The 26,645-nt window shown below is 66.3% G+C and carries 30 protein-coding genes; 8 read left to right on the forward strand and 22 right to left on the reverse strand.

Annotation, left to right across the window (positions count from 1 at the left end; translation table 11 throughout):
• Positions 1 to 2,535, reverse strand: a complete 2,535-nt coding sequence (locus tag Q0982_RS07750; protein WP_299393821.1) for a mechanosensitive ion channel domain-containing protein — start codon at positions 2,533 to 2,535, stop codon at positions 1 to 3.
• 205 nt (positions 2,536 to 2,740) lie between these two features.
• Positions 2,741 to 3,469, reverse strand: coding sequence for a hypothetical protein (locus Q0982_RS07755; protein ID WP_299393823.1), 729 nt, complete (start codon positions 3,467 to 3,469; stop codon positions 2,741 to 2,743).
• A gap of 324 nt (positions 3,470 to 3,793) precedes the next feature.
• On the opposite strand from Q0982_RS07755, the gene Q0982_RS07760 reads away from it, so the two are divergent.
• Positions 3,794 to 4,030: a hypothetical protein gene (locus tag Q0982_RS07760; protein ID WP_299393825.1), complete on the forward strand. Its 237-nt coding sequence runs from the start codon at positions 3,794 to 3,796 to the stop codon at positions 4,028 to 4,030.
• Between the two features lie 83 nt (positions 4,031 to 4,113).
• Complete coding sequence (locus Q0982_RS07765; RefSeq protein WP_299393828.1) at positions 4,114 to 4,755, forward strand: LysE family translocator; 642 nt, start codon at positions 4,114 to 4,116, stop codon at positions 4,753 to 4,755.
• Between the two features lie 28 nt (positions 4,756 to 4,783).
• On the opposite strand, the gene Q0982_RS07770 is transcribed toward Q0982_RS07765, so the two are convergent.
• The 5 genes from Q0982_RS07770 to Q0982_RS07790 all read right to left on the reverse strand — a co-directional run bounded on the left by Q0982_RS07770 (position 4,784) and on the right by Q0982_RS07790 (position 8,198).
• On the reverse strand, positions 4,784 to 5,185 hold the full coding sequence (locus tag Q0982_RS07770) for a type II toxin-antitoxin system death-on-curing family toxin (RefSeq protein WP_299393829.1): 402 nt from the start codon (positions 5,183 to 5,185) through the stop codon (positions 4,784 to 4,786).
• On the reverse strand, positions 5,182 to 5,406 hold the full coding sequence (locus Q0982_RS07775; protein WP_299393832.1) for an AbrB family transcriptional regulator: 225 nt from the start codon (positions 5,404 to 5,406) through the stop codon (positions 5,182 to 5,184). Before Q0982_RS07775 ends, Q0982_RS07770 begins: the two co-directional genes overlap by 4 nt.
• A gap of 84 nt (positions 5,407 to 5,490) precedes the next feature.
• Entirely contained in the window at positions 5,491 to 6,285 is a 795-nt protein-coding gene (locus Q0982_RS07780) for an ABC transporter ATP-binding protein (protein WP_299393834.1), read from the reverse strand.
• Positions 6,282 to 7,184: an ABC transporter permease gene (locus Q0982_RS07785; RefSeq protein ID WP_299393837.1), complete on the reverse strand. Its 903-nt coding sequence runs from the start codon at positions 7,182 to 7,184 to the stop codon at positions 6,282 to 6,284. Before Q0982_RS07785 ends, Q0982_RS07780 begins: the two co-directional genes overlap by 4 nt.
• Positions 7,185 to 7,238: 54 nt before the next feature.
• Positions 7,239 to 8,198, reverse strand: coding sequence for an ABC transporter substrate-binding protein (locus tag Q0982_RS07790; protein WP_299393839.1), 960 nt, complete (start codon positions 8,196 to 8,198; stop codon positions 7,239 to 7,241).
• A gap of 221 nt (positions 8,199 to 8,419) precedes the next feature.
• On the opposite strand from Q0982_RS07790, the gene Q0982_RS07795 reads away from it, so the two are divergent.
• Both Q0982_RS07795 and Q0982_RS07800 read left to right on the forward strand, forming a co-directional pair.
• Positions 8,420 to 9,427, forward strand: coding sequence for an aldo/keto reductase (locus Q0982_RS07795; RefSeq protein ID WP_299393842.1), 1,008 nt, complete (start codon positions 8,420 to 8,422; stop codon positions 9,425 to 9,427).
• Between the two features lie 49 nt (positions 9,428 to 9,476).
• Complete coding sequence (locus Q0982_RS07800) at positions 9,477 to 9,818, forward strand: ribonuclease E inhibitor RraB (RefSeq protein WP_299393844.1); 342 nt, start codon at positions 9,477 to 9,479, stop codon at positions 9,816 to 9,818.
• A gap of 76 nt (positions 9,819 to 9,894) precedes the next feature.
• On the opposite strand, the gene Q0982_RS07805 is transcribed toward Q0982_RS07800, so the two are convergent.
• The 3 genes from Q0982_RS07805 to mgrA all read right to left on the reverse strand — a co-directional run bounded on the left by Q0982_RS07805 (position 9,895) and on the right by mgrA (position 12,293).
• Positions 9,895 to 10,419, reverse strand: coding sequence for a DinB family protein (locus tag Q0982_RS07805; protein ID WP_299393847.1), 525 nt, complete (start codon positions 10,417 to 10,419; stop codon positions 9,895 to 9,897).
• Between the two features lie 102 nt (positions 10,420 to 10,521).
• Positions 10,522 to 11,067, reverse strand: a complete 546-nt coding sequence (locus Q0982_RS07810) for a PAS domain-containing protein (RefSeq protein ID WP_299393849.1) — start codon at positions 11,065 to 11,067, stop codon at positions 10,522 to 10,524.
• Positions 11,068 to 11,249: 182 nt separating this feature from the next.
• Positions 11,250 to 12,293 (reverse strand): L-glyceraldehyde 3-phosphate reductase, encoded by a 1,044-nt coding sequence (mgrA, locus tag Q0982_RS07815; RefSeq protein ID WP_299393852.1) that lies wholly within the window; start codon positions 12,291 to 12,293, stop codon positions 11,250 to 11,252.
• A gap of 362 nt (positions 12,294 to 12,655) precedes the next feature.
• Here mgrA and Q0982_RS07820 point away from each other — a divergent pair, with 362 nt between their 5' ends.
• From Q0982_RS07820 to Q0982_RS07830, 3 genes are read left to right on the forward strand one after another with little or no spacing between them, the layout of a single operon-like run.
• Positions 12,656 to 13,549 (forward strand): transcriptional regulator GcvA, encoded by an 894-nt coding sequence (locus tag Q0982_RS07820; protein WP_299393854.1) that lies wholly within the window; start codon positions 12,656 to 12,658, stop codon positions 13,547 to 13,549.
• A gap of 47 nt (positions 13,550 to 13,596) precedes the next feature.
• A complete protein-coding gene (locus Q0982_RS07825; RefSeq protein WP_299393857.1) occupies positions 13,597 to 14,181 on the forward strand; it encodes a TetR/AcrR family transcriptional regulator in 585 nt (194 codons plus the stop codon).
• Positions 14,178 to 15,068 (forward strand): DMT family transporter, encoded by an 891-nt coding sequence (locus Q0982_RS07830; protein WP_299393859.1) that lies wholly within the window; start codon positions 14,178 to 14,180, stop codon positions 15,066 to 15,068. Before Q0982_RS07825 ends, Q0982_RS07830 begins: the two co-directional genes overlap by 4 nt.
• A gap of 58 nt (positions 15,069 to 15,126) precedes the next feature.
• Here the strand turns inward: Q0982_RS07830 and Q0982_RS07835 are convergent, their stop codons facing one another.
• The 11 genes from Q0982_RS07835 to Q0982_RS07885 form a co-directional block, all read right to left on the reverse strand.
• The gene (locus Q0982_RS07835; RefSeq protein ID WP_299393862.1) at positions 15,127 to 15,564 is read right to left on the reverse strand and encodes a nuclear transport factor 2 family protein; all 438 of its coding nucleotides are present in this window, start codon (positions 15,562 to 15,564) and stop codon (positions 15,127 to 15,129) included.
• A gap of 56 nt (positions 15,565 to 15,620) precedes the next feature.
• Positions 15,621 to 16,343, reverse strand: coding sequence for a hypothetical protein (locus tag Q0982_RS07840; protein WP_299393864.1), 723 nt, complete (start codon positions 16,341 to 16,343; stop codon positions 15,621 to 15,623).
• Positions 16,344 to 16,398: 55 nt separating this feature from the next.
• The gene (locus Q0982_RS07845) at positions 16,399 to 17,136 is read right to left on the reverse strand and encodes an SDR family NAD(P)-dependent oxidoreductase (RefSeq protein WP_299393867.1); all 738 of its coding nucleotides are present in this window, start codon (positions 17,134 to 17,136) and stop codon (positions 16,399 to 16,401) included.
• Positions 17,137 to 17,173: 37 nt separating this feature from the next.
• Positions 17,174 to 17,590: a hypothetical protein gene (locus Q0982_RS07850; protein WP_299393870.1), complete on the reverse strand. Its 417-nt coding sequence runs from the start codon at positions 17,588 to 17,590 to the stop codon at positions 17,174 to 17,176.
• A gap of 33 nt (positions 17,591 to 17,623) precedes the next feature.
• Entirely contained in the window at positions 17,624 to 18,178 is a 555-nt protein-coding gene (locus Q0982_RS07855; RefSeq protein ID WP_299393872.1) for a carboxymuconolactone decarboxylase family protein, read from the reverse strand.
• A 59-nt stretch (positions 18,179 to 18,237) separates the two neighbouring features.
• A complete protein-coding gene (locus Q0982_RS07860; RefSeq protein ID WP_299393874.1) occupies positions 18,238 to 18,819 on the reverse strand; it encodes a TetR/AcrR family transcriptional regulator in 582 nt (193 codons plus the stop codon).
• A 100-nt stretch (positions 18,820 to 18,919) separates the two neighbouring features.
• Positions 18,920 to 19,801 carry an alpha/beta hydrolase gene (locus Q0982_RS07865; RefSeq protein ID WP_299393878.1) on the reverse strand — a complete coding sequence of 294 codons (882 nt, stop codon included), beginning with the start codon at positions 19,799 to 19,801 and terminating at the stop codon, positions 18,920 to 18,922.
• 121 nt (positions 19,802 to 19,922) lie between these two features.
• Positions 19,923 to 20,687 (reverse strand): anti-sigma factor, encoded by a 765-nt coding sequence (locus Q0982_RS07870; protein WP_299393881.1) that lies wholly within the window; start codon positions 20,685 to 20,687, stop codon positions 19,923 to 19,925.
• A gap of 8 nt (positions 20,688 to 20,695) precedes the next feature.
• Entirely contained in the window at positions 20,696 to 21,190 is a 495-nt protein-coding gene (locus Q0982_RS07875; protein WP_299393882.1) for a sigma-70 family RNA polymerase sigma factor, read from the reverse strand.
• Positions 21,191 to 21,379: 189 nt separating this feature from the next.
• The gene (locus Q0982_RS07880) at positions 21,380 to 22,186 is read right to left on the reverse strand and encodes a substrate-binding domain-containing protein (RefSeq protein ID WP_299393884.1); all 807 of its coding nucleotides are present in this window, start codon (positions 22,184 to 22,186) and stop codon (positions 21,380 to 21,382) included.
• Positions 22,187 to 22,357: 171 nt separating this feature from the next.
• A complete protein-coding gene (locus Q0982_RS07885) occupies positions 22,358 to 23,146 on the reverse strand; it encodes an SDR family NAD(P)-dependent oxidoreductase (protein WP_299393886.1) in 789 nt (262 codons plus the stop codon).
• 127 nt (positions 23,147 to 23,273) lie between these two features.
• Between Q0982_RS07885 and Q0982_RS07890 the strand changes: the two genes are divergently transcribed.
• Positions 23,274 to 23,747, forward strand: coding sequence for a DUF1203 domain-containing protein (locus Q0982_RS07890; protein ID WP_299393889.1), 474 nt, complete (start codon positions 23,274 to 23,276; stop codon positions 23,745 to 23,747).
• A gap of 41 nt (positions 23,748 to 23,788) precedes the next feature.
• On the opposite strand, the gene Q0982_RS07895 is transcribed toward Q0982_RS07890, so the two are convergent.
• On the reverse strand, positions 23,789 to 26,645 hold a 2,857-nt coding region (locus Q0982_RS07895; RefSeq protein WP_299393890.1), incomplete at its 5' end, for a DEAD/DEAH box helicase family protein.

The raw sequence follows: 26,645 nt of genomic DNA on the forward strand, positions 1-26,645 counted from the left end.
TCAGGTAGATCCATCGGAGTCCGGGCTTTCCGAGCCCAGGACCCTGGGATCGGGGGCCTTTGAATCGCCGGAGCGGGCCTTGGGCCCGGCAGCTTCGGGGCCGGACCCGAAGTACGGACCAACGGGCGCTTCCTCTGTCGGCGCAGCGGCGCCGGAATCCGCCATGTGAACGACACGTTGCGGGAAGGGAATCTCGATCCCGGCCTCGCGGAACTGCCGGTCGATCTCGAACCGCAGGTCGCTGCCGATCAAAAGCCGATAGCTCACTTCATTGGTGAAGCAGCGCAGTTCGAAGTCGAGGCTGCTGTTGCCGAAGTTCATGAACAACACATGGGGCTCCGGCGAGGTCAGCACCTGCTCGTGGCGCTGCGCGCAGCCGAGCAGGATTTCTTTCACCTTCTCCACATCCGATCCGTAGGCGACGCCGACCGGCACTTCGATGCGGCCGTAGTGATCCTTGTGGGTCCAGTTGATCACCGGGGTCGAGATGAAGTCCGAATTGGGAATGATCACCGAGGCACGCTGAAAGGTCTGCAACTCCGTGGAGCGCACGGTGATCTGCTTGACGAAGCCCTCGTTGGCGCCGACCACCACCCAGTCGCCCACCTTGATCGGTCGTTCGATGAGCAGAATGATGCCCGAGACGAAGTTGCTGACGACGGTCTGCAGGCCGAAGCCGATGCCGACGGAGAGCGCACCGGCGATGAGGGCGATGTTGGACAGGTCGATGCCCAGCGCCGAAATGCCGAACATCGTCGCGAGGATGATCCCCAGGTAGCCGAAGCCGGCAGCCAGCGAGTGCTGGACACCGGAGTCGAAACCGGACTCCGGCAGAACCTGGTTGCGCAGAAATCTCTGGAACAGCCGCGTCAACAGCAGGGCGACGGCAAAGACGACGATGGCCGCAAAGACGTCGGCCAGGGAGATGGTGACGCCGCCGATGGAAATCCCCGTCGCCAGCCGGCGCGCGTCGGTCCAGAACTCGCCGAAGGGCGACAACCAGATGGAGGCGATCAGCAGCGCACCGACTACGGCAAGGGCCCCATCCAGCAGCATGCGCAGCCAGAACTTGATCCGTCTGCGGGCAACGTGACGGATCGCCAGGTATTCGGTCATGAAACCGGAGCGCAGATAGACGCCGACAAGCTCGCGTCCCAGCCCGCGCAGGATCACGAGCCCGCCCAGGCTGATGGCGCTGAGCACGAGATTCAGCAGCAGAAAGTCGCCGAGATCCACATAGCCGACCAGCGAGGCCAGAAGGCTGGCAATCGCCAGCAGCATGAAGAGACGCCGCGTCAGTTTCCAGAAACTCGACTGGACCACCGTCTGAGGCGCACTCGGGACCGCATCGTCACCCGTGCCCGCCTCGGCCGCCTTCAGCCAGCGGCTGCGCCGCGTCATGTCGATCAGCACCAGCGCCGGAAGAACGTTTAGGACAAAGGTCGAAAGGGCAAAGTAGGTGTCGGTCACACCGATCAGCTTGTGCGCCTCGGTCAAGAAAACCTCGACCGCCACGAACGCCGCCAGCAGGGTGAAGCGGCGCCCGAGGACGCGGGCGTTGTCGGGCGAAACGTTCAGCAGGCGCCACTGCGGCATATCCGGCGAAAGCACCGCATAGGGCAGTGCCCAGGCCAGCGAAAAGAAGATCATCACGGCAAAGCAGAGCGCGAGCAGTGCCCAGAACAGGCTGCGCTCCGCGGCACCGCTGGAAATCGCGAGATAGAGCAGCCCGCCGAACATGAGGGCCGGAACGATGCCCCGGGCAGCGGCATTGGCGATGCCGGCGATCAGGCGAAATCCGTAGCTGGGCTCCATGAGTGCGGGATTGCGATCGTAGCGTCTCAGCAGCCAGCGCCGCAGCAGCCAGCCAACGGCAACCGCAAGAATGAGCAGGATCGCGACACGGGTGGGAACTGCAGCGCGCCGTTCCTCCCCTTCCAGGGCCTGCCACCATATGATCGGCGAGCGCGCGATCTTGCCCAGAACGTCGAAAAACTCCGGGACGCCGCGGGCCCAGGTGTCCGGCGACCAAGGAAAAGGGTAGACCCGAAACAGCGCCTCGAAGCGCTTGCGCTGGGAGAGTGCGCCGACCAGACGGTCCAACTCGTCGGCCCGAACGATCGAGAGGTTGGCCTGGACGACGCGGGCGCGCAGCCCCTTCAGTTCGTCCTCGATCTCTTGGCGCTGTGCCGCAAGCTCCTCGTCCTCCGAGGCCGCCTCGACATCGGGAGCCGGCCCCAGGACTTCGAGCCTTCTTTCCAGATCCCCGATACTATCCTCGGCCACACCCTTGATCTCTGTGGCTTCCCGGCGGACACGCGCGGTGACGTCGAGAAAGCTGCGGGCGTCCTCGGCTGTGGTGTCGGCGCGCCGAAGCTGCTGCTCCACGAGGTCGAGCGTGCGGGTCCACTGCTCGGCCAGGACCGACGAGGTCTCGGGCCCCGTTGTCGACTGCGCCGAGGAAGGCTGCGGAAGAAAGAGGATCAGCGCCAGGACGGCAGCGCAAAGCACGTCAAAAGCGGCAGGAAAACGCAAGGCTGTCACCTCTTCCGGCGAAGGGCGGTCGCCAAAACCTAGCATGCTGCACCGGGCCGGGGAAACCGCGAGCCCAGTGGCTCAAGGCCCGGCGCATCCGGGCACGCCAGCCGCGCAGCAGCCCCTGAAATCAGTGATTGATCGGGGTTCTCGGCCCGGCGCGCCGCTGGCGGATCAGCGCCCACTCAAGCGCCTGCGATTCGGCTCAGGGATAGTCGCAGCGGTCGGCGGTTACAGACAGAAAGCCCCGGGCGCCGGGCAGAAAGGTGAAGCGGTACTCGTCGTCGCCGACGACGATGGAGCGGTGCAGCGGCAGCGCCCCTTCGGCGGTCACGGACTTTCCGCCCAGCTCCGTAAAGGCAATCTTCACGGGCTGGTTGGGATCGAACCAGGCCTCGATGTTCCCGCTTGCATCGCGCGCCGCCGTGCCGCTGGCCGTGACCGTGATGCTGCGGTCGGCGAAGCTGACGGCGTCGTTCGCCCCACTTTGCAGGGAGGTGGTGACGATGAAACGCTTGGTCTGCGGCGTCTCGTCACAGGTGCGCGGTTTCTGTGCCGTAGAAACCAGGAAGGCGAGCCGCTCCTGATCGGCGCCCGCATCCAGCTTCTGCTGCACGAGACTCATCAGCTCGCGAACGAAGCCCGTCGGCACCTCGCGCTCGTAGCGCGCCTGCCAAGCGGCAATGGACTCCTTGGACTTCGCCAGCTCGCTGGCCAGGGCCGCGGACTGCCGCTCCAGCCCACCGACTTCCTCTGTGAGCTCGACGATGCGCTGCTCGGCCTTGGTCACGTCGCGGGCCGCAAGCTGGGAACCGATACGGTAGGAGTAGGCACCGGCCGCAACGATGGCGATCAGGGCCAGCGACCACTTGGTCACGGCCCACCAGAAGCGCCGGCGGCGGCGCTGGCGGTTTTCGTGTAGGCCTAAGGACATACCGTTCGGTACTTTCGCTTGTTCATGCTACCCCCCGTTTTTGGGTCCGGTCTCTGGCGGCAGATTGGGACGGCGATCCTCAACCGACCGGCAAGACAGCCGCCAGTTGCCTGAGCCGCCAAGCTAAGCACTTGAAATCGCGTGCTCTTTGATCGAGATGGGAGCATCTTCTACCACCACGCCAGAGGCCAGGCAAGCCGGCGGACGCCGAAACGCCCGGCCTTCCAGGCTTTAAAGGACGTTAACGAAACCTTACCGCATAGCGCTGTAGAGTGACAAAAGTGAGGCACAGCAGCTTCGTCGGAAAGGCCCGCCGGACCAGGTATGAGCAAGTCATCGGACGATCCCCGCCGTCAGCTTCTGCGGCAACTGAGCGCCCTGCGCGATCGTATCGATCCGCAGGCGATCAATCAGTTCCTGCGCAAGATCGACGGTTGGGAGCCTTATGACCGCGAGGCCGCCGGAGAGGCCGTACGGCAGTTTCTGGCGACCCGTCAGGACGGCGGCAAGTTCCAGGAGCGTCTGCGCCATGCGCTGACGAAGAAAGACGGGGAAGAATGAATCTGGACTGACGTCCGGCGTTCAGCGAGCATCGGCAGCGGTACGAACCGCAGCACCAAAGAAAAACTCGGGAGTCGCCGCCGATGCCGTTCGAAGTCTGGTTCGCCTTTCTCCTCGCCGCCGCCGTGGTCATTGCGATTCCCGGTCCCACAAACCTGGTGGTGGTGGCCTACACGCTGCGCCGCGGGCGCAGAGCCGGGCTGACGACGGTTTTGGGCGTGCTGCCGGGGATCGCCACCACGATGATGCTGTCCTTCGCCGGCCTCGGCGCCCTGCTTGCAGCTTCGGCGGAAGTTTTCACCGCTGTGAAATGGGCCGGCGCCGCCTACCTCATCTATCTCGGCGTCCGTCAGTGGCGGGCGGCAGCCGCACCGGCGGAGCTCCCGGGTTCAAACGACGGCCCCGGTGCAGACGACCGCGACGCCCAGGGGCGGATGCTGCGCGATGCCTTTCTGGTCACCCTGCTGAACCCCAAGGGCATCATCTTCTTCTCCGCCTTCTTCCCGCAGTTTCTCGATCCCGGCCGTCCCGTGCTGCCGCAGATGGCCCTTCTCGGCGCCACATTCCTGCTGCTGGTCCTGCCGATCAACTCGGCCTACGCCATGATGGCCGGCGCGCTCAGAAGCCGGCTGGCCGCAGCCGCTTGGCGCCGCCTGCTGAACCGCATCGGCGGCGCGCTGCTGATCGGCGCCGGCCTCTTTACGCTTACGCTACGGCGGAGCTAAACGCGGTGCCCGGCGACGCGGGCTGCAGTCACACGTCGGCTTCGCGGAGTTTGGAGAACTCCTGGAACCATTCGGTCAGAACGGTCTCGTCCACTTCGCTGGCCGCCAGACCGACGATCATCTGGACGATGGCTGTCTCTTCCGGTTCGAAATCACAACCGTTGATGCTCAGAAAGACGGCGCCCGCCAGGATGCCGCTGCGCTTGTTGCCATCGACAAAGGGATGGTTGCGGACAATGCCGAGAGTGTACTCCGCCGCCAATGCAAAGGGCGACGCACTCTCCTCATAGGCCGCGCGATTACGTGGCCGCGCCAGCGCACTTTCCAGCAAACCGGGATCGCGGATTCCATCGCTTCCGCCGAAGCGGGCGATGGACTCGCGATGGAATGCCTCCACCATGGCCTGGGTCAGCCATCGATAGTCCGTCATTCCGCAAGCTTCTTCATGGCGCTCGGATAGCGCCGCATGAAGTCGCCGGCGGCATCCACGGCCTCGGCAAAATCGGGATCGAAGGGAGTGAGTTCGATGCCCTCGCGGGTCTTCACGACGTACAGGCTGTCGCCTTCCTTCAGGCCCATCGCCTTCACATGCTCTGAAAGAGTCACGCCCAGGGAGTTGCCGATCTTTCGGATCTTCACGGGTTCGGCCATGGCATGCGGTCCTGCTGAGGTGGAAAACGCGCCCGGATCATAGCCCGCAGAATTATACATTTGTATAATTATCTTGAAGCGGTCCTAGCTCAGCAACAGGGAGTCGCTGTCGAGTTCCTCGCCGCGCACCTTGGCGAAGAGCGCCATGAGATCGCCCACGCCCAGCCGGGCGCGCTCGTCCCCGGTGACGTCCAGGACGACCCGCCCCTCGTGCAGCATCAGGCTGCGGCTGCCCAGGGAAAGGGCCTGGCGCATCGAGTGGGTCACCATGAGGGTGGTGAGATTCTCCGCCTCCACCAAGTCCCGGGTGAGGTCGAGGACGAAGGCCTGCATGCGCGGATCGAGCGCGGCCGTGTGCTCGTCCAGCAGCAGGATCTTGGTGGGCCGAAGGGTTGCCATGACCAGGCTGACCGCCTGGCGCTGCCCGCCGGAGAGCAGCCCCATGCGGTCGCCGAGGCGGTTCTCGAGGTTGAGGCCGAGGCGGGAGATCTTCTGCCGGAACTCGTCGCGCCGCGCAGCCGTCAAAGCCTTGTCGAGGCCGCGGCTGGTGCCGCGCGCCGCCGCCAGGGCCAGGTTCTCCTCGATGGTGAGATCCTCGCAGGTGCCGGCCAGGGGGTCCTGAAAGACGCGCGCCACCAGGGCGGCACGGCGCGGCGCCGGCCAGGCCGTGACGTCGGTGCCGTCGATGACGATGCGCCCGGAGGTGAGCGGCACCTCGCCGGTGAGGCAGTTCAGCAGCGTCGTCTTGCCGGCACCGTTGGAGCCGATCACGGTCACGAACTCGCCGGCGCCGATCTCGACGCTCATCCCCTGGAGGGCGCGGGTCTCCATGATGGTGCCGGCGTTGAAGGTGACCCGCAGGTCCTCGACCCGGATCATGCGCGCTTCCCCTTCTTCAAGAGACTCTTCAGCGGGTTGCGCGCGCCCGGCAGAATCAGCGCCAGGGTCACCAGCACGGCGGTGACCAGGTTGAGGTCGGCGGCCTTCAGGCCCAGGGCATCGGCATTGAGCGCCAGGGCGATGGCAAGGCGGTAGATGATGGAACCCAGCAGGCAGGCCACCACCGCCACCACCACGCCGCGCACGCGGAAGATCGCCTCGCCTGCGATGACGGCGGCAAGGCCGACGACGATGGTGCCGGTGCCGATGGTGATGTCGGCAAAGCCGTTCATCTGGGCAAAGAGCGCGCCGCCCAGCGCAACCATGGCATTGGACAACGCCATGCCGGTGGCCGTTACCTTGGCGGTGGCGATGCCCTGGGCGCGCGCCATGCGCGGGTTGGCGCCGGTGGCCCGCATGCCGAGGCCGTAGTTGGTGATCAGGAACCAGGCGATGCAGGCCGCTACCAGCGCCACCACGACAAAGCCCACCAGGGGCTTCAGATAGAGGCCGGAGAGCCCGAAGCCCTCAAAAGGCGTGAGAACCGTGGGCTCCGTGATCAGGGCGACGTTGGGCCGGCCCATGATGCGCAGGTTCACCGAGTAGAGCGCGATCATGGTGAGGATGGAGGCGAGCAGGTGCAGGATGCCGAAGCGCAGGTTCAATACGGCCGTCACCAGACCGGCCATCCCCCCGGCCACCACCGCAACCGCCGTGGCGACAAAGGGATCGACGCCGGCGACGATCAGCGTCGCCGCCACCGCCGCACCCAATGGGAAGCTGCCGTCGACGGTGAGATCGGGAAAGTTCAGGATGCGGAAGGAGAGATAAACCCCCAGGGCGACGAGACCGTAGACCAGGCCGATCTCGACCGCCCCGAGGAAGGAAACGAGGTTCATGGCAGTTCAGGTCCGCTTGCGGCGGCGCGACCCTGAAGCGGGCGGCGACGGTGTCTAGCGCACCACCTCCTTGGCTTGCTGGATCAGCGCATCGGGAATGGCGACGCCCATTTTCTCGGCCATGCCAGGGTTCACATAGAGCTCTGTGATCTCCACGCCCTCCACCGCGATGTCGCCGGGCGCCTCGCCTTTCAGCACCCGCAGCACCATGCGGCCGGTCTGGCGCCCCAGGTCGTAGTAGTTGAAGCCGAGGGCGGCGATGGCGCCGCGCGCCACCGAGTCGGTGTCGCCGGCGTAGACCGGCACCTTGTTGTCGATGCCGACCTTCACCACGGCCTCGAAGGCCGAGACGATGGTGTTGTCGGTCGGCACGTAGATGACATCGGCCTTGCCGACCAGGCTCTGGGCCGCGCCCAGAACCTCCGAGGACTTGGTTGCCGGCGCTTCGACGACCGTCAGGCCGCGCGCCGGCGCCTCCTGCTTTACCAGTTCCAGCAAGGTCATGGAATTGGCTTCGCCGGGATTGAAGGGCACCCCGATGGAGGCGGCGTCGGGAGAGATCTGCTTGATGAGATCGAGGTGCTTGCCGATGGGCGAGAGATCGCTCATGCCGGTGACGTTGGCGCCGGGCTTCATCGGGTCGCCCACCAGCTTCGCCCCGACCGGGTCGGTGACGGCGGTGAAGACGATGGGAATATCCTTGGTGGCCGAGACCACGGCCTGGGCCGATGGCGTGGAAATCGGCACGATCACGTCGGGCGCCTCGCCGACGAACTTGCGGGCGATCTGCGCGGCGGTCGCCGGGTTGCCCTGGGCGCTTTCATAAAGAAAGCGCAGGTTCCGGCCTTCTTCGTAGCCGGCGGCGGCCAGCTCGTCGCGCACGCCGTCGCGTGCGGCATCCAGGGCCGGGTGTTCAACGATGGCGGTGGTGGCCACGGTGATATCGGCCGCCTGCGTTGCCGTCGCGGCGAAGGCCGCCAGGGCCAGGGTGGATAGCAAGGTTCCAAAGCGCATGGTCCCGCTCCCGTTCTCTCTGTTTATGGAAGTTCGGAGTGTTGCCATTGCCTTAGCATGCGGCCCCGCGGCAGTCCAAGACCGAAGCTGTTTCAGTCCTGCAACACCCGCTGCAACAAGAGACGGATCGTTGCCCGTCCGACCGGGATCGGACTAGACTGGCCTCCGTCATTTCCCAGCTCATCCAAGACTTCAGCCCCATCCCGAAGCGAGGTTCCCCCATGGACATGCGCAAGCTTGGCCGCAGCGGCCTGACCGTCTCCCCCGTCTGTCTCGGCACCATGATGTTCGGCGACCAGACCGAAGAGGCCGAGGCGCGGCGCATCATCGATCACGCCCGCGACCAGGGGGTGAACTTCATCGATACCGCCGATCAATACGCCCAGGGCCGCTCGGAGGAAATCGTCGGCCGTGCCATCGCCGCCGAGCGCGATGCCTGGGTTCTCGCCACCAAGGCGGGCAATCCGGTGAAGGACGGTCACGCCAACGCCGCCGGCCTGGGCCGCAAGTGGCTGCTGCAGGCCATCGAAGACAGCCTCGACCGCCTGGACACCGACTACGTCGACATCTGGTATCTGCACCTGGACGACTACTCCACGCCGCTGGAGGAGGTGATCACCGCCGTCGCCGACGTCATCAGCTCCGGCAAGGCGATCTACTGGGGCGTCTCCAACTTCCGCGCCTGGCGCATCTGCGAACTGGTCCGCCTGGCCGAACTGGCGGGGCTCGCCCGGCCGGTGGTCTGCCAGCCTTACTACAACGCCATGATCCGCGTGCCGGAGGTGGAGATCCTGCCGGCCTGCGAATACTACGGCCTGGGTGTCGTGCCCTACAGCCCGCTGGCCCGCGGCGTCCTGACCGGCAAGTACGCGCCCGGCGCGGCGCCCGCCGAGGGCACCCGCGCAGCACGCAACGACGTGCGCATCATGGAGACCGAGTTCCGCGAGGAGTCCCTGATCATCGCCCAGACCATCAGGGCCCATGCCGAGGCCAAGGGCATGACCGCCGCCGACTTCGCCATCAACTGGGTGCTGGCCAACCCCATCGTCACCTCGATCCTCGCCGGCCCGCGCACCATGGAACACTGGGAAGGCTATCTCGGCGCCCTCGAGCACAGCTTCGACCCAGAGGACGAGGCGCTGATGAATTCCCTTGTGGCGCCCGGCCATCCCTCCACCCCCGGCTACAACGACCCGCGCTATCCGCTGACCGGCCGGCCGGGGTGGTGAGCGGCATCACTCCTGTTTCTGGAACCTGTGTTTTCTGGAGAGCCAACCAATGCCCGAGACGGAAGGCCACCGTGACTGGGAGAAACAGCGCCGCGAAACCGACTGGGTCTGGAACGACCTAAAGACCAAGGGCGTCGACTTCAGCCGCCCCTATAACTTGGAGCTCCAATTCGTGCCGGGTTCGTGCGGCGGCAACCCCGATGACTTTGTCGAAGCTCTGCGAAAAGTCGGCATGGAGACTCGCGCCTACTCTGACCAACGCACGATCGAAGCCAAGGCGCCGGCGATGGTTCTGACGCCGGAATCGATCTGGAACCTCGAGCGGGAAACAACGGAAATCGCCTTGCAACACGGCTACGAGCCGGATGGATGGGGTTTCCTTGAGGACTAGCCAGGGATCGCAACTCAGCGCAGTCATCGTCTTGCGCCCCCGCTGACACAAACTGCCAGAGTCTTATCGGCAAAGCCTAGTAAGGGCTGTCCGGCCTGAAGGGGATGTCGGTGCCGCCGTAGTCGATGCCCATGCGCCAGAGTTCGGTGGTGATCTGGCTGCGGTGGTGGGTCTGGTGGTTGAACATCTGCACGAGGTAGAGGCCGCGCGGTATGCGGCGGGTGCGCCCGAAGGACCTGCTTTCGATTACGACGATGCCGTCCAGCCAGGCCTGATCGGCCTGCGCTGCGAGGGCATCGATGCGGCGGTCGAGGCGGTCGCGCTCGGCCTTCAGATCAGGCCAGTCACCAAAGACCATGTCCTTCAGGTCGATGGCCTTGACCCCGACGTCTTCCACCACATCCAGAATCCAGCGGTCGATGGTGGCGATGTGATCGAAGGTGCGGTGGAGGGAACCGAAGAAGAGGCCGCGCTCCGCTGTCCGCTCCGCCTCGCCGAGTGCATCCAGGTGGCCGACGACGACGCCGGTCTGCCACGCGTTGTAGGCCGTCATTTCTCTCAGATAGCCGGGCATGATCAGCCCGCCGCGGGGTGGTTCCACGAGCGCTCCTTCCGTGCTGTCCGCATGCGATGGCCCGGCACTGCACCACAGCGGAGCCAAGGGCTCAAGCCCACAGAGCAGAGGAACCGTTCTTGGAAACGGCTAGCAGCCGGGACCGTTGGCAGCCCGTCCGGCAACGGGGTTTTCCAGGTCATCAATGGAAACGAAGGTCCGCTGCTGGTCCTGGAAGGCGACGCTGTCGAGATCGACGAGGGAGCGCCGCACCGTCGCGCCGATGATCCCGTCCGCTTTCTCGCCGTCGCTTGACAGCGGCAGGGCGAGGCGCTCGCCGATGGCCACCCGCTCCGCACAGCGGTACATGGGGCCGCTGACCAGCATGGCCTCTTCAGCGTCGATGACCCTGAGGAAGTTCTCGTTCACCGGCGCAAAGAACTCCTCGGCGACGAAGTCGGAGAGCAGGCGGCCGGAAACCGAGGTGCCGAAGACCGCGTTCACCTCCTCGCCGGCCAGGCGGTAGCGGAAGGTTCCGGCCTCCGGCTCGTACTCGTTGATCCAGATGACCGACAGCACCGGGCCCAGCTTGAGGGCGTCGATATCACGACGTGCCGGCAGGCGGCGCGCGCCCCGTACTTCCAGATAATGCGTCAGCAGCAGCTTCAGCGGCTGGCTTTCGATCAGCCCGAACACCCCTTTGCCCCTTAGCCTCGGTCCTCTTACCCCCAAAGACCGCTCCGAATCCTAACAGGCTTGCCCCGTCAGGAGGAGATAAAAGTTGAACGAATCGACTACAGACAAGCCTTGGTTGAGCGAAATGCAAAGACTGCTATGTGCGCGCGGGGTGGCCGTTCCTGCGGCGGCTCCTGCGGCGGTCACCCGTGCGCGCTGGACGCGGCCCAGAGATTAAGCCCGCTCTCGGTCGCGAAGGAATCGATTTCAGCCAGTTCGGCCTCGGTAAAGGTCAGGTGGTCGAGGGCGGCCACGCAGTCCTCCACCTGCTCCACCCGGCTCGCGCCGATCAGCGCAGAGGTGACCCGCCGGTCGCGCAGCACCCAGGCGATCGCCATCTGGGCCAGGCTCTGGCCGCGCCGCTGGGCGATCTCGTTGAGGCCGCGGATCTTGGCGAGGTTTTCCTCCGAGATGAAGTCCGGGCGCAGCGACTTGTCGGCAGCGGCGCGGCTGTCCTGCGGCACCTCCTTGAGGTATTTGCTGCTCAGCATGCCCTGGGCCAGCGGCGAGAAGGCGATGCAGCCGATGCCCGCATCGTCGAGGACGTCGAGCAGGCCCTCCTCCTCGATCCAGCGATTGAGCATGGAATAGCTTGGCTGGTGGATGAGGCAGGGCGTGCCGAGGTCGCGCAGGATCTTCGCCGCCTCACGGGTCTTCTGCGGCCCATAGGAGGAGATGCCGACGTAGAGCGCCTTGCCCTGGCGCACAGCGGCATCGAGCGCGCCCATCGTTTCTTCCAGCGGCGTGTTGGGATCGAAGCGGTGAGAATAGAAGATGTCGACGTAGTCGAGCCCCATGCGCTTGAGGCTCTGGTCGAGGCTGGCCGTCAGATACTTGCGGCTGCCCCAGATGCCGTAGGGGCCGGGCCACATGTCGTAGCCGGCCTTGGTCGAGATGATGAGTTCGTCGCGGTAGGGCGCGAAGTCGCGCGCCAGCATGCGCCCAAAGTTGGCCTCGGCCGAGCCCGGCGGCGGCCCGTAGTTGTTGGCGAGGTCGAAGTGGGTGATACCGAGATCGAAGGCGCGGCGGCAGATGGCGCGGCCGTTCTCGTAGGGCCTGTCACCGCCGAAGTTGTGCCACAGTCCCAGGGAGATCGCCGGCAGGTCGAGACCGCTGTGGCCGCAGCGCCGGAAAGTCATGCCGTCATAACGTTTGTCGCGGGCGACATAGGGGACGGTATCTGACATGGCGGGGCCTCCAGAGGTTGGGCGGACGGAGAGACGGCGGGAACCGGGCACCGGCGGCGCCCCGATCAGGTCTTAGAATTGTTAAAGTACAACTTAGTGTCAAGGGCAACGGTAGTTGCGTCGAAGCGCAGCCTTTGGTGACCCCTCCCCAAAACCAAAACCCGCGTGACGGCAAAGCGAAGGGCGGTGCCTGCCGTCACGCGGGTCCTTGGACAGTAACCGCCTTTGATGGGAGGAAAGGCAGCCACTCACTTGGGGAGTGTGGTCGGACCATGCCGCCGGACGGTCGTCTTGACAAATGAAAAGAACTAAGCCGAGACTAAGTCCAACTTAATTGTTAGACTGAACAGCGAGACCGGACCTTGCCGCGTGACCTGCCTCCCCTGATCGCCATGCGCGCCTTTGAAGCTGCCGCCCGCCACGGCAGCTTCACCCAGGCCGCCGCCGAGTTGAACATCACGCCCGCGGCGGTGAGCCAGCAGGTGCGCCACCTGGAGCAGCAGCTGGACGTCAGCCTCTTCCTGCGGCAGGCCCGGGGCATCACCCTGACCGCCGCCGGTCGCGACTACGCCCAGGCCCTTGGGCCGGCCCTCGACCAGATCGCCAGTGCCACCAGCCAGGTGCGCGGCGCTGATCATGGCGGCCGCCTGACCGTCGCGACGACGCCGTCCTTTGCCGCCAAGTGGCTGGTGCAGCGTCTCGCTCGCCTGCAGGCCGGGCAACCCGACCTCGACGTCCGTCTCTCCACCTCCAACGCGCTCACCAGCTTCGCCGAGGACGACATCGACGTGGCGGTGCGCTTCGGCAGCGGGCGCTGGCCGGGCGTCTCCGCCACGCTGCTGATGACGACGGAGCTCTTCCCGGTCTGCAGCCCGGCGCTGCTGCGCGGGCGCCAGCCCCTGCGCAAGCCCGAAGACCTGCAGCACCACACCATGCTGCGGCTGGTCTTTCCCGATTGGATCAAGTGGCTGGAGGCCGCCGGGCTGGAGCAGCTCGCGCAGCGCCGCGGACCGCAGTTCAGCGACGCCGGCCTGATGATGCAGGCTGCCGTCGAAGGGCATGGCATCGCCCTGGGCCAGCGCGTCCTGGTGGCCGACGACCTGGCGGCGGGGCGCCTGGTGGAGCCTTTCGACCTTCGAGTCCCCAGCGAGTCGGCCTACTACATCGTGACGCCGCCGGGCGCGCTCGCCCGGCCGAAGGTCCAGGCCTTCTGCAGCTGGCTGCAGGAGGAAGCGAAGGCCGCCGACTTGACGTAGTAGAACGATCGTTCTATCCATACCTGGTGAGCAAGAAACGTGACGCTTTGACGGCGACGGCCGACCGGCTTTTCTATGAGGAGGGCTTCGCCGCGACCGGGATCGACCGCGTCGTGGAAGAGGCCGGTGTCGCCCTGGGCACCCTCTATCGTCACTTCGGCGGCAAGGGCGGGTTGATAGTCGCCGTGCTCGACTACCGGGAAGCCGCCTTTTTTGCGCGGCTCGAAGAGTTTGCCGCACAGACCGAAGGCGCGCAGAGAGTCCTGAGCCTGTTCGACGGCCTGTTGAGCTGGGCCGAGGAGAAGGGCGGCACCGATAACGGCTGCCTCTTTCTGCGCGCCGCTGCCGCGCACCCGGACGAGCCCGCGATCGGGGCGCGCGTGCGCAAGCACAAGAAAGACTACCTCGCGATCTGCCGCAGGCGTCTGCGCGAAGGCGGCTGGAGCGCGCCGGACGCGCGGCGGCTGGCGCCGCGGGTCTTTCTCCTGCTCGAAGGCGCGGTCGCGGCCTGCAGCCTGCTGGGAAACAGGCCGGCCATCACGCAGGCGCGCGATGCGGCCGAAGATCTGTTGACGGAGAGCGCCACCGCTGCCGCCGCCCGGCGCCACGCCCCTGCCCGGCGCCGGAGATGAGACGCGCCGTTCTGGTGACGCTGCTGCTGGAGGCGGCCATGGTCGTCGCCTGGAGTTCCGGCTTTATCGGCGGCAAGCTCTCGGCCGACACCCCAGGGGTTTTTCTGGTCCTGTTCTGGCGGTTCCTGATCGCCAGCCTGCTGCTTGCCCCTTTCCTTCACCAGGCTATCCGCAGCGGCGTCACCGCCTTGCAGGTCCGCCGGCAGGCGGTCATCGGTTTCTTCGGCATGTTCGTCTATCTGGCGGCGGGGCTGAAAGCGATCGAGCTTGGCGTGCCCGCCGGGCTCGCGGCTCTGATCGGCGCATTGCAGCCACTGGCGACCGCCGCGCTGGCCGGCCCAGTCCTGGGCGAAAACGTCAGGGGGCGCCAGTGGTTCGGCCTGCTGCTCGGCTTTGCCGGGGTCGCGCTGGCCGTCGGCGGCGACAGCGGCGTTGCCCCGGTCTGGACCTACGGCCTCTGCCTCCTGGGCATGGCAAGCCTGGTCGGCGCGACGCTCTATGCCAAAGCGCGGCATGACAGCACGCCCATGCTGCCCGCCCTTGCCGTGCACTGCATCGTCGCCACACCCGGCTTCCTGATCCTGACCCTCCTCGAGGGCAATTTCTGGCCACCGCTGGAGCCGGCTTTCGGCCTGGCGGTCGCCTGGTTCATCTTGTTCTCAACGCTCGGCGGCTACGGTCTTTACTGGGTCTGCCTGAGGCGCACCACCGCGACGCGGGTGGCAAGCCTGATCTACCTGACGCCGCCGGTCACCATGGTCTGGGCCTGGGCGATGTTCGGCGAAGCCCTCACCCTCGCCGGCGTCGCCGGCTTCGCACTCTGCCTGCTGGGTGTCGCCCTCGCCGCGCAGCGCCGGATCGCGGCTGCGGACTGCCGGCAGGGGTAGAAGAGGCCCGACGAGAGCGGGGCAGCCTGCCTCGCGAAGCCGCCCCGCCCAGGTGGTTTCAGTATTGGCCCAGCTTGGGGTCGATCTGCCAGATCTCGCTGACCAATGCGTCCCCCCGGTAGGTCAGGACATAGCGCACGGGGATGGTCTTCTTGCCCAGGAACTTCACGTCGGCGGTGACGGTCGCGCCCTTCGGGTTGGCGTTCTCGGCAATGTTCATAACCTCGACGTCGAGTGGTCCCTGGGCACCGGTGAACTTGCGCCAGACCTCGGCGATGGCGGCTTTGCCGGTATAGACACCGTCCAGCGGACCGCCGACCCACTGAAAGGTGCTGGCCTCGGTGTAGGCGGCGGTTACCGCCGCCAACCGGCCCTGGGCGATGGCATCGAAGTGAGCGGTGGCACGCTCGGTCGCCGTTTCGGCGGCGGCCGGGCCGGACACACAGCCGGCCAGAAGGACGAGGCCGGCGACGGAGGAAAGGCGGGATTTCAGCATCAGAGATCGCTCCGGTTTGGACATGCGGCATCCCACCTACGATCCGCCGCCGGAGATTATTCCGCGGCCGCCCGGGATATCCTTTCCCGTTCCCAGAGCCGCCAGGCGACCCAGAGGTTGACGAGAACGAAGAGCGGCACGCCGATCATCGGAGCGATGGACATCGGGTAGGTCATCACTGCCCGCGCGTCCGGCAGCGCGGTAAAGACCTGCAGCGGCCCCGGCAGGCCGAGCTGGATCAGGACCGGCGCCGAGGGCACGATAATCAGGGCACCGACCAGGTTCCACCAGAGAAAGCCGCGCGCGCCCATGCGCTCTTGCTTCAGCAGGTGCGCGACCCAGAGGGCGGAGAGCCCGAAGGCCAGGTCCGGCAGACCCACCAACAGCTCGAAGTAGAGGGGGAACTCTCCCGACGCCGTCTTCGCCGCGGTGCCGAGGGCGGTGATCCTGAGGGCATGAAACCAGGCAAACCAATGCAGCGGCGTCACGTCGACGATCCGCCGCATGCCGGCGCGAACCTGGGCAAAGAAGACCAGCGGCAGGACGCAGACGGCGACGGTGACGAGCTGCAGCCAGAAGGCCGGGTAGAGCCGCAGCATGGCTTCGCTGACGTAAAGCCCGCGCGCGCCGAGGACGCTGGTGAGGATGGCATAAGCGGTCACCCAGACCAGGAAGAGATAGACCGGCGCCATCATCACCGGCACGCCCGCACTGCGCTCGCAGCGCCGCGCCAGGAAAAACAGAAAGCCCAGTTCGACGGCCAGGAGGACGGGGGTCATGGAGAGTTGCATGGCTTCGGCTTCCGATTCTTGCTGTGCGCTCGCGTGTCCTTGGTCACCACCTCTCGGCAAAGGGGCGGATCACGAGATCGAAGGTCCAGGTGGAGCGGTCCTGATGCGCCAGGTGGTAAACCTCCTCGGCGATGGCATCGGGCTTGGCGTAGTAGTCCTCGTCCGGCCAGGGCCATCCTGCCGGCGGCTTCAGCCAGGCCGGCCGCTCTTCTTCGCTGCCGAGCCAGGTGACGTCGATGGCGGCGTCGATGGTGACGTAGCCGACGTGAATCCCCTTGGGCCCGAGATCGCGCGCCAGGGACTCCGCGAGGATACGCTGCGCCGCCTTGGTGGGCGCGAAAAGGGCGTAGTTCGCCACCCCGCGGTGGGAAGCCGTGTTGCCCGTCACCATGATGGCCCCCTGGCCCGCCTCGATCATGTCCGGCGCCAGTGCGCGGGCGAGATAGAGCAGCGCGGTGGTGTTGACGCGGAAATTCCGTTCCAGATCCCGCGGGTCCGCGTCGAGGAAGGTGTCGAAGGTATGGGCGACCGCGTTGTGCACCAGCACCGCCGGCTTGCCCATCTGCGCCTTGATCTTGGCCAGAGTGTCGGTGAGCGCGTCGAGATCGCCGACATCGCAGATATAGGCCCTGGCATCCTCGACCTCGTCCTCGAGCGCGGTCAGGCGCTCCGCATTGCGCGCGATCATCGCGATGCGATAGCCGCCCGCGGCAAAGCGCCGAACCAGGGCAGCGCCGGTGGTGTCGCCGACGCCGGTGATGAGAACGAGCGGCTTGGACATGGCCTTTCCTCTCCTCTCCAGACGCGCCTCGGCGCGTCTACGCGGCTGCTTGTTTGGGGCCGTAGGGCGCGCCGTACTTCGCATTGCGGCGGCCGGCCTTGAGAACATCGTGCAGGGCTTCATCGACCTCGTAGGTACGCACCCACTCGCGGTCACCTTGCTGCATCAGTCTGGAGGAATGCGGCGAACGGCCTCGCTGCTTGTATTCCACCAGCGCCATGCGGCAGGCCTGTCCGCCGAAGCCATAGGCGTATTCGGTGGCGCCATCCTGCACAAAGCGGGCGCGGTAAAGCTTCCAGTACTGGCCGTCGTGTTCGTAGATGTCGAAAGTCAGCTCGTGGGTGTCGTACTGCCAGTGCCAGACACCGCTCTCTTCGATCTTCACCCAGTCGTCCAGGCGGCTGCCGTCCTGAAAGCTCTCACCGCGGACCTGCCATGCCAGTGTATCGGTCATATCTTTTCTCCTCTCGCTCGCAATTGGGTCCGGTCAGCTTGCTTTTTTCAGGGCCGAGCGAATCAGCGGCTCGTAGCCCTGGGTCGCCAGCGCGCGGCCGACCTGCTTGAAGTAACTCTCGTTGCCTTCGATGCCAAAGGCATCGACCAGGCGGTTCACGTAGTTGAAGAGGGATGCCACGTTGATCGTGTCTTCCACCGCCTGCTCTGACCAGCCGGCCGCCAGCAGCGCGTCGACGTCGGCCTGGCCGACCGCTTCCGGGTTCCGGGTCAGCCTGCCGGCGAAGTGCAGCAAGGGGCGCAGTCTTTCCTCGACCCCTTCGGCGTCCGGACCCGCCTCCACCGCCTCGATCGTCTTCAGGTCGATGTCCAGGGCCGCCAGGGTCCACTTGTGGGCGCCGAGGCAGAAGTCGCAGCCGTTCAGCTTGGAAACATAAGCGGCGATCATCTCGCGTTCCGCCTTGGTCAGATCGGACTCGCCGGCCATGACCGACTCGATGAACTGCAGCAGCGGCGCGTAGCGCCCGGGATCGCGCAGAAAAACATCGGCGACGCCCTGGAAGTCTTTCGCATAGCTCAAAGTCGGCACAGCAGGTCTCCTTTCTTCCTAAATTCCATATCATTCGCTATGAAATGGGCCAAAAAATTTTACTCCAGTACCGCAAGCGCGGTGCGGACGTAGCGCCGAACATGGGCCTCGCTGAAGCCCGACCGGGTCAGGAAGCCGGCACTGTAGACCGTGGTGGCCAGAAACTCGGCCAGGGCGGTCAGGTCCTTGTCCGCCGCAAGCTCGCCGGCAGCCATCCCTTCGGCCAGCCTGGCGCGAAAGGCGTCCTGCAGCAGCTTGGTGTGGGCTTTCACCTTTGCTGCCGAGTCTGCGTCTCCCGGCGCCATCTCCACCGCCGTGTTGCACATCAGACAGCCGACCCGCCCGTCTTCCGTTCGCGTACTTTCGCTGAGACGCGCGAAAGTCCTCGCGATTGCCTGAAGCGTCGGGCCGGGCTTCTTCAGTTCGCGCAAGGCCTCGGCGGTGATGGTCTTCCGGTAATGATCAAGGGCGGCCAGAAACAAGCCGTGCTTGCTGTCGAACTCACCGTAGAGGCCGTAGTAGTTCACCCCCGTGCGGTCGACAAGGTCGCGGATCGAGGTGTCGTGATAGCCCTTGACCCAGAACTGGTGCATGGCCTTCTCCAGGGCTTCCTCCGGCTCGAATTCCTTGGGTCGCGCCACTGCGGGCTCCATTTCATATCAATTGCTATGAAATTATCTATGAGCACCCCACGCGGAAGTCAAGCCGGAAAGTCAGAGCAAGGACGGTGCCCGCGCGGGGTCAGGGGTGACTGCAGAGACGGGCAAGGATATCCCTGGTTCGGGTCCAGAGCAGGGCGGCGCCCTGCGCCGGGTCGATTGTGAGGGTCGCCCGAGACAGACGCTCGGCCAGACCGCGGCCGCCGTCCGGCGCATGGACCGGGCTGGTATCCAAGGCGCCGTACCAGAGATCGACGGGCTGCTCGATCGCTTCCAGGGCAAAGGGCCAGGGCTGGAGTGCGATCACCAGGTCACGCAGGTACCCTGCGGAGCCCTGCGCAAATCCCTCCTCAAGACAGCGCCGGTAGGCGGCTGCAAACCCCGGGCTCTTGTAGACGGCACGGTCGCTCGCGGCACTCATGGCCATCACCATCTGCCAGAAGGCCTCGACGTTTGCGATCTGCTCAAACCCCCGGATCAGACCGCTGGGGTCTCCCGCCGCCGCGGCGACCATGGCGGCCACCTCGGGCTCCAACTTGTCGCGCAGGGCGGGATGCGCCAGCTCGTCCTGCCCGGCGACCACGGCGAGCGCCGTCACCAGACCTTCCGCAGCCAGGGCAAAGGCGAAGGGCGCCCCCTGGGAGAAGCCTACGGCCAGGGGCCGCCGCAAGGACCGGGCGGCGATGACTTCGCGCATGTCGGCGGCCCAGGTGGTCAGCGTCTTGTTTGCGTGCGGATCAGAGGTCCCGAGGCCCGGCCGGTCGATACTCAGCAGCCGCAGGCCGCAGTCGCGCAGCGCTGCGAAGCCGAACCCCAGCGAACCGCTCATCGCCGCCCCGGTGCAGAAGAGGACCGGCCGCGCCGTCTCTTCGCCCCACTCCGACCACGCCAGCCGGCGCCCGTCCGAAAGCAGGATCGAGTCCCGGCGCGCCGGCTCTACAATCAATAGCCCGATCTCGGACATGGCGGTCTGCCCCGATCTGTCTTCTGCTCTGCGGCGGCGACACCCTAGAGCAGATTCTGACGGATTGAAATCGGGTGCACCGGCCCTTCACCGCGCCAGTCCATAACTGCAGCAAATCCGCCTAGGACGAGAGTTGCGCCTGCACCAGCCGGGCTGCCGGCAGCAGCTCGCCCTCGCTGAAGCCGCCGGCCAGGCCATAGCCGGTTTCGCCGCTGATCCAGGAGACCACCCCTGTATCTCGCGCCCGCGTGTAGACCGGCGCAGAGTCGCCCCGCTGCGTCAGGTCGTTGCGGACATAGAGCACGAGGCGGCGCCCATCGGCGTTCTCGTACATGAGAAGAGCGGCCGGGCTGTGATCGCCGATCATCAGACGGCCGCCGACCAGTTCGAAACCGAGGTCGCCGAGGCGGGGGATGCGGAAGCTCATGCCCATGCGGTTGGAGAGCCAGGCGGAGAGATGCCCGGCCTCGGCCGCGCGCACCTCCACCGGGTGGCGGACCTCCGGCGCGAAGACAGTGTAAGCCGCCGCCGAGGTCTCGGAGAGCTGGCCGAGCGCGGTGGGGGGCCCAGAGCCGAGCGTCTGCACCGACCAGGTGAGCCCGATACCGAGCAGCAGGCCGGCCGCCGCCGCCATGAACGGAGCGGCCAGGCGGCGCGGCCGGTTCTGCACCAGGGCGACCTGGGCGGCGGGCAGCGGTTCATCCAGCACAGAGTCGAAGGCTTCACCCAGCGCGCGGTTGATACGCCGGTAGTCCTCGACTTCGGCGGCGCGCGCCGGGTGGTCCAGAAGGTAGGCCTCGACCAGCTCGGCGCGTTCCGGTGGCAGCCTGCCGTCCGCATAGGCATGCAGCTCTTCGGTGGTCACGGAGGATCGGTTTTCGTTCATAGCGGCCATCACTTTACTTGTCGGAGCGAAGGTGCGTCCTCCGCCAATCCCAGTTGTTCGCGCAGTTTCGTGCGGGCACGATGCAGGCGCGACATGAGGGTGCCCGGGGGAACGCCCAGAACCTCCGCCGCTTCCCCATAGGTGAGATCGTTGACGCAGACCATCAGCACCGCATCGCGCTGCTCCACCGGCAGGCGGTCGATGGCGTCCAGCACGCGTCGCGCCGTTACGCTGTCTTCCTGGCCGGCACGCTGAGTCAGCGGCACCACCTCGGCAGAACGCTGCTCGCCTGCCCGGGCTGTCGAGCGGTGCCGCACCGTGTCGACGTGGAGGTTGCGCAGCATGGTGAACAGCCAGGGCCGCAGGCGACGCTCCGGCCGCCAGAGGTGAAAGCGCGAAAGGGCGCGTTCCAGGCAGCTTTGCACCAGATCGTCTGCGGCATCGGGATCGCGCGCCAGGCTGCGCGCAAAGCGCCGCAGATGCGGGATTTCCGCGATCAACAAGGAACGGTTCCTCAACATACCCGGACGATCCTCTCGAATCTGGCGCGCGGCTGCTTGGGCTCAGCGGCGGCTTTCCCTTACATACGGGCCATCGGGCGATTTTATTTCAGGAAAGGTGACCTTAGCGGCCGGCCCGGCGCGGTGTCGCCGGGGCCGAGGGCCCCAGCGAGTGCCCAAAGCACAATAGGATTATCTGACCCACCCCTCCGACGCAAAGAGCGCAACCCCTTCCGGGCTCTTCAGGAAGGCAAGGAAGTCTTGTGTTCCCGGGTCCGCGTCGGGCGAGACGACGGCATTGGTCACCCGATGGATGCGACGCTCGGGCTCCAACTCAACATAATCAGCAACTTCAGCGTGATCGAGGGGCCAATGCACCCATGTCAGCCAGGCATCGGCATTGCGCGACTTGAAGGCGCGAAAGCTGGCTCCACTGCCCTTTTCAAAGGCAACGATGTTGGCCCGCAAATTCTTGACGTCCTCAAGAGCGCCGAGGCGCCCGGCGATATCCTCCCAGACGCCAGTCCCGGAGGTGTTGTAGACACCCTTTCCCTCGGTCACGACGATCCGCATTCCGGGCTGCAAAAGATCGTCGAAGCCCGAGATCGCCCGGGGGTTTCCCTTGGGGACAACAATGACCGAGCGGCGAATGAAAAGCGGCTCGACATCGCGGCTGTCAACGAAGCGATAGGTTTCCAGAAACGCGGTCATCGACTGCTCGGAACTGCCGAAGATCATATCCGCGCTGGCCTGCGCATCGTTGGTCCACTTGCTTTCGGGGCCGAAGACGACCTCGACCTCGACACCGGACTTCTCCTGGAAGGCCCGGGCAGCCTTGATGAAGGCGCTGTGCGGACCGCCTGGACCGAAGACACGGACAACGCCGTCCTTCGGCATATGGCGGATGTCTGGGTCGTAGAGACCGGAGGCGCCGGCAAAGCCAGCCGTCGGCAACAGCGCCAATACGGCCGCTGCACCAAGCTGCGCAAGTCTGTGCATGAGGAGAATCCCTTCGCGTGATCAGAAAAAGGCGCCAGGCAGCCGGTCTCGCCGATACTGACGCGACTGACCTACGCTCAGCACACCAGGGCTATTCCGCCGCCGTGGTCGCTAAGGCATCACATCGGCGTGAACTGGCTGCTCTTGGCCGGATCAAGCGCGTGGCGCTATTCAGGCGGCGCTGATGCCGCCGTTGACGGAGATTGCCTGGCCGGTGATGCGGGCAGCCGCCGGGCTGGCGAGAAAGACAATGAGATCGGCCAGATCCTGCGCCGTCGTCGGGCCGAGGCCGGCGAGCGGCCGCGCCTTCTCGAAAAGCTTCTTGGAGAAGGTGCCCTCGGCCATCAAGCGCTCGGTCAATGCCGTGCCCTCGACGAGGGAGGGGGTCACCGCATTGGCGCGGATGCCGTTGCGCTTGCCCTCGATGGCGAGGCCGCGGGTGAACTGGACGATGGCGGCCATGACCGCGCCGATTACCGTCTCGCCCGGCGTCGCCACCTTGCCGGCATCGGAGGCGACGGTGACGATGCAGCCGCTGTTGGCTTCCATCATCACCGGCAGCACCGCGCGGCAGGCGTTCAGGGTCGGCGCCAGGTCCTGCTGCAGCGTGGCGTTCACCTGGGCGATGGGCTGGCGGAACAGCAGCTCCGGCAGGGTGTTGCCGCCGGGCGAACAGACCAGAAGGTCGATGCCCTCCATGCCGCGGGCCGCGGCGGCAGCCATCTCCTCCGCCGCCGCGCCCTCGCTGCAATCCAGCACCAGCGCGCCGACGTCCGCCTTCTCGTTGATCCGGCGCAGATCGTCGACCGCCAGCGCCGCGCGCTCCGGGTTGCGGCCAACGACACGCAGGCGCGGCACCCCGGCGGTCAGCAGCGTTTCCGCCGTCGCGAAACCGATCCCCGATGTGCCGCCGACCACCAGGGCCGCCATCTCGCTGAAGTCCTTTGCCGTCCCTGCCAAGTCCACCTCCCGCGTTGACCCGTGCGGGCAAAGGAGCAGCTTCTGCGCCGAGGCGCAAGAAGCGGATAGAGCCGAGATGGGGGCCAGGGCAGAGTTGGCGGCGTGATCAATGCCAAGGAGCCTTGCAATGTCCGCCGTGAAAGTCGTCGCCCTGGACAGCGAAACCGTAAAGCGCCTGCGCAATGGCGGCATGGACGCCAATTGTCAGAAGCCGGAGCGCAGGGTCTCCGACGGCGGCGGCAACCCCTGCCGCCACTGCCTGGAAGACATGCCCGCGGGCGATCCCTTCCTGGTGCTGGCCCACCGCCCCTTCCCAGGCACGCAGCCCTATGCCGAGGTCGGCCCGCTTTTCATCCATGCCGAGGATTGCTCCCGCTACCGCGAGACCGACGGCCTGCCGGGCTATCTGAAGTCGCGCGAAGCGGTGCTGCTGCGCGGTTATAGTCCCGACGACCGCATCGTCTACGGCACCGGCCAGACCGTCGCCCCAAAAGACATCGAATCGGTTTCCACGAAGCTCTTCGAGCGACCGGACATCGCCTACATCCACGTCCGCTCCGCCGGATACAACTGCTTTCAGTTCCGCATTGAGCGGGCCTGAGGGCCGCTCACTCCAAACCCGGGCTCACTCCAAACGCCGGCTCACTCCCAGCGCAGCCGGCGCTCGGCCTTGCGGGGATAGCCGGCGGAATAGGCGTGTGTGCGTGCCCGCAGGAGAGTCAGGCGCCCCTCGCGCGTGCGCGTGTTGACCAGCTCGCAGGGGCCGATGCGTCTCTCCCAGGCGCGCCGGAGGGCCTCCAAAGCCGCCTTGTCGGCGGCAATCGCATCGGGCACGGCGTGATAATCCATCTGCTTCAGCCAGCCGCGGCGGTGATGGCGGATCAGCAGGGTGCGGGGATTGGCGATAGGCTCGAAGACCGCCACCATGGCATCCGCAAAAGCCACCTCGTCGTGATGCCCGCCGCCGGCCAGACGGCAGTAGCGCGTGCCCGGGTCCAGGCCTTCCTCAACGTGAACGTCCAGGGCGTTGCGGGGCTTGTCGAGGACATCGGCAATACTGAGACCGTCCAGCACGCAGCGGCCGATCTCTTTGAGATAGCGTACCGGCGAGCCGGCCCGGAGCGTGCGCAGGATCGCCCCGCTGTGATAGGCGGCAAGCAGCAGGAAGCCGGCACCCACGAGCATGATCCAGGTGTCGAGGCCGTATCGGAGGAACTCCACGCTCGCGACCAGCAGCTGCAGGGCCGCACCGGCCAGGCCCGCGAGGATCCAGGTCGTACCGAAACGAACGAGACCCTGATGCCCTGTGGGCTGCGGCAGAACGGCGCCGGCCGCCGGGCGCTCGACGGCTGATTTGTCGAAAAAGACCTCGGCCCAGGCGCGGGCGACAAAGCCGCGATCCGCGGCACGGGCCGTCATGGTGCTGTTCCAGTCCTTTGCCGCCTGCTCATCCCATTTAAGGGTCTCGATGCCGAGGCGCTGAATGCCCGATTCGATGACCGGCGGCGAGAAGTGAGAGACGCCGGCAAAGGTCTTGAAGCGGCGAAACACCGCCAAAGCGTCAAAACCCAGCGCAAAGGGATTGAGATCGAGGCGGCCCCGTGCAGCCGCGTCCTGGCCCTGCAGCGACAGCAGGTCCCAGAGCGAGGTCTCACCGGCCGAGAGGTCCGAAAAGGGCGGCAGGATCGTGGCCAGATGCCAGATGGCGGAGACCTTGTCGGGGTCTCTCTTCGAGACGCGGATCGCCCGCCCCCGCATCTGGTTGGACAGCATGAAGGACTTCACCGAGGTCGCCAGGATGAGGGAGTTGATCGAAGGCGCATCCCAGCCTTCGCCCAGCAGCGCCGCTGTCCCGACGAGGCAGCGCAGATGTCCGTCCTCGAAGAGATGGGTGATCACCCGCAGGCAGCGCGAGGCCTTGCCCGATGTGACCACGACCCGCGACCAGCCGGGGATGTGGCGCATCGGTTTCAGGGTGATCTCGCCCTCGGCGAAGCCCAGCCTGGCCGCCTCGGCGTGGAGGGCCGGGACGACCTCGTCGGGGATCACGATCCAACTGCCCGTCATCAATGCCGGGCGCAGATTGGGCGCCAGCCCGGCCTGGCCCAGGCGCCGCAGCACCGGCCCCGCCCCCAGGCTGTCGCTGGAGCGGTCCGCGGGACGTGACAACGCGGAGGCGCGCACGAAGTCGGTGAGGACCACGAGGCGGAGCCGCGCGCCGAGCGCGGCGAACTCGGCGCGGGCGATGTCTCCGATGCTGTCCAGCTTTCCCGCTGTCCCGGCCAGGGCGCGCACGAGATCCTGCTGCTTGCGCAGGCGCACGCGGCCCCGCCAGAGCGCGCCGATGGACTGCAGGTCGCGGCGCAGGCCCTGCGCGATGTCAGGCGCGTCGAAGGGCGCTTCGCCAGAGAGGATTTCCTGAAACAGCGCCTCCAGAAGACGGGCGCTCGGCGGCGGCAGAGCCTTTTGCGTCAGGCAGAGGATCGCCGGACCTTCCGGCGGCACCAGCCGGCGGTTGGCCTTCAGAACCGCCAACAGGCTGCAGAAGACGGCGGGCTTTGCCAGGATCTGGGCCTCGTGGCCCTGCGGCGCGGTGATCCAGGGATGGCTTTCGATCCAGTCGATGACCTCCCGGTCCTGCGCCCAGGCCAGGGTCAGGGCACCGGCCTCCCGGGCGAAGGCCGCCAGGCTGCTGAAGGCCGCGCCCCGGGCGACGTTGAAGTGCAGGAAGTCCTGGTGCGGGCAGAGGTCGCCCTGCTTCACCAGTTCCGGGATGGAGATCTCCGCATCGATGGGGCCACAGACCTCCTCGTAGCGGTTCCACTCCTCCTGCTCGACGTCGTAGGGCGGGGTCGCCGTCAGGCTGACGACGTGGAAGTTCTTCTTGCGGGCGCGCAGGTGGCCGATGACCTCCTGCAGGCTTTCCCACCAGGCGCGGCGCAGATGATGGGCCTCGTCGAGCACCAGGGTCTCAACGCCCGCAGCCTCCAGCGCCGCCAGCAGCGCCTCACCCGTGGCGGCGGCAGCGGAGGGCGCGTCATCGTCGTCCTCCTCGTCACCGGTCTCCACGTCGCCAGATTCCTCGGAGTCGGCCTCTGCTCCTTCGTCCTCTTCCTCCTCGGACTCCAGCAGGCCGCGCAGAGCGGCGTGGAGTGCCTGATAGGTGGTCGAGGTCAGCCAGCCGGGCGTCGAAAGGTCGCTGCCGAGTCCCGGCGGCCAGGGACCGCTCTCCGGGTCGAAAAGCTCTTCCAGGCGCTGCAGCCATTGGTCGCGAATCGCACGGGTCGGCGAAAGCACCAGGGTCGGGCGCCCGAGACGGCGCAGAACCTCCAGGCCCAACACCGTCTTGCCCGCACCCGGCGCCGCCACGATGTTGAGCCGGGCGTCGTTCAGGTGGTCTTCCAGCTCATGCAGCACCCGCGCCTGATAGCTGCGCCAGGTGCCGGTAAAGCGGAACTCAGGAAAGGCCGTCCGCTGTCGGTCCGCGGCTGCGTCCACG

It is taken from the genome of Pelagibius sp. (assembly GCF_028281305.1).
Lineage (GTDB): Bacteria > Pseudomonadota > Alphaproteobacteria > Kiloniellales > Kiloniellaceae > Pelagibius.

Excerpts from the sequence above, each read along its gene's own strand:
- Q0982_RS07775 (WP_299393832.1), bottom strand. The coding sequence starts at position 5,406 with ATGGCCGAACCCGTGAAGATCCGAAAGATCGGCAACTCCCTGGGCGTG.
- Q0982_RS07880 (WP_299393884.1), bottom strand. The coding sequence starts at position 22,186 with ATGCACAGACTTGCGCAGCTTGGTGCAGCGGCCGTATTGGCGCTGTTG.
- Q0982_RS07830 (WP_299393859.1), top strand. The coding sequence starts at position 14,178 with ATGAGACGCGCCGTTCTGGTGACGCTGCTGCTGGAGGCGGCCATGGTC.
- Q0982_RS07840 (WP_299393864.1), bottom strand. The coding sequence starts at position 16,343 with ATGACCCCCGTCCTCCTGGCCGTCGAACTGGGCTTTCTGTTTTTCCTG.
- Q0982_RS07755 (WP_299393823.1), bottom strand. The coding sequence starts at position 3,469 with ATGTCCTTAGGCCTACACGAAAACCGCCAGCGCCGCCGCCGGCGCTTC.
- Q0982_RS07790 (WP_299393839.1), bottom strand. The coding sequence starts at position 8,198 with ATGCGCTTTGGAACCTTGCTATCCACCCTGGCCCTGGCGGCCTTCGCC.
- Q0982_RS07765 (WP_299393828.1), top strand. The coding sequence starts at position 4,114 with ATGCCGTTCGAAGTCTGGTTCGCCTTTCTCCTCGCCGCCGCCGTGGTC.
- Q0982_RS07845 (WP_299393867.1), bottom strand. The coding sequence starts at position 17,136 with ATGTCCAAGCCGCTCGTTCTCATCACCGGCGTCGGCGACACCACCGGC.
- Q0982_RS07865 (WP_299393878.1), bottom strand. The coding sequence starts at position 19,801 with ATGTCCGAGATCGGGCTATTGATTGTAGAGCCGGCGCGCCGGGACTCG.
- Q0982_RS07770 (WP_299393829.1), bottom strand. The coding sequence starts at position 5,185 with ATGACGGACTATCGATGGCTGACCCAGGCCATGGTGGAGGCATTCCAT.
- Q0982_RS07850 (WP_299393870.1), bottom strand. The coding sequence starts at position 17,590 with ATGACCGATACACTGGCATGGCAGGTCCGCGGTGAGAGCTTTCAGGAC.
- Q0982_RS07785 (WP_299393837.1), bottom strand. The coding sequence starts at position 7,184 with ATGAACCTCGTTTCCTTCCTCGGGGCGGTCGAGATCGGCCTGGTCTAC.
- Q0982_RS07760 (WP_299393825.1), top strand. The coding sequence starts at position 3,794 with ATGAGCAAGTCATCGGACGATCCCCGCCGTCAGCTTCTGCGGCAACTG.
- mgrA (WP_299393852.1), bottom strand. The coding sequence starts at position 12,293 with ATGTCAGATACCGTCCCCTATGTCGCCCGCGACAAACGTTATGACGGC.
- Q0982_RS07835 (WP_299393862.1), bottom strand. The coding sequence starts at position 15,564 with ATGCTGAAATCCCGCCTTTCCTCCGTCGCCGGCCTCGTCCTTCTGGCC.
- Q0982_RS07795 (WP_299393842.1), top strand. The coding sequence starts at position 8,420 with ATGGACATGCGCAAGCTTGGCCGCAGCGGCCTGACCGTCTCCCCCGTC.
- Q0982_RS07800 (WP_299393844.1), top strand. The coding sequence starts at position 9,477 with ATGCCCGAGACGGAAGGCCACCGTGACTGGGAGAAACAGCGCCGCGAA.
- Q0982_RS07890 (WP_299393889.1), top strand. The coding sequence starts at position 23,274 with ATGTCCGCCGTGAAAGTCGTCGCCCTGGACAGCGAAACCGTAAAGCGC.
- Q0982_RS07870 (WP_299393881.1), bottom strand. The coding sequence starts at position 20,687 with ATGAACGAAAACCGATCCTCCGTGACCACCGAAGAGCTGCATGCCTAT.
- Q0982_RS07780 (WP_299393834.1), bottom strand. The coding sequence starts at position 6,285 with ATGATCCGGGTCGAGGACCTGCGGGTCACCTTCAACGCCGGCACCATC.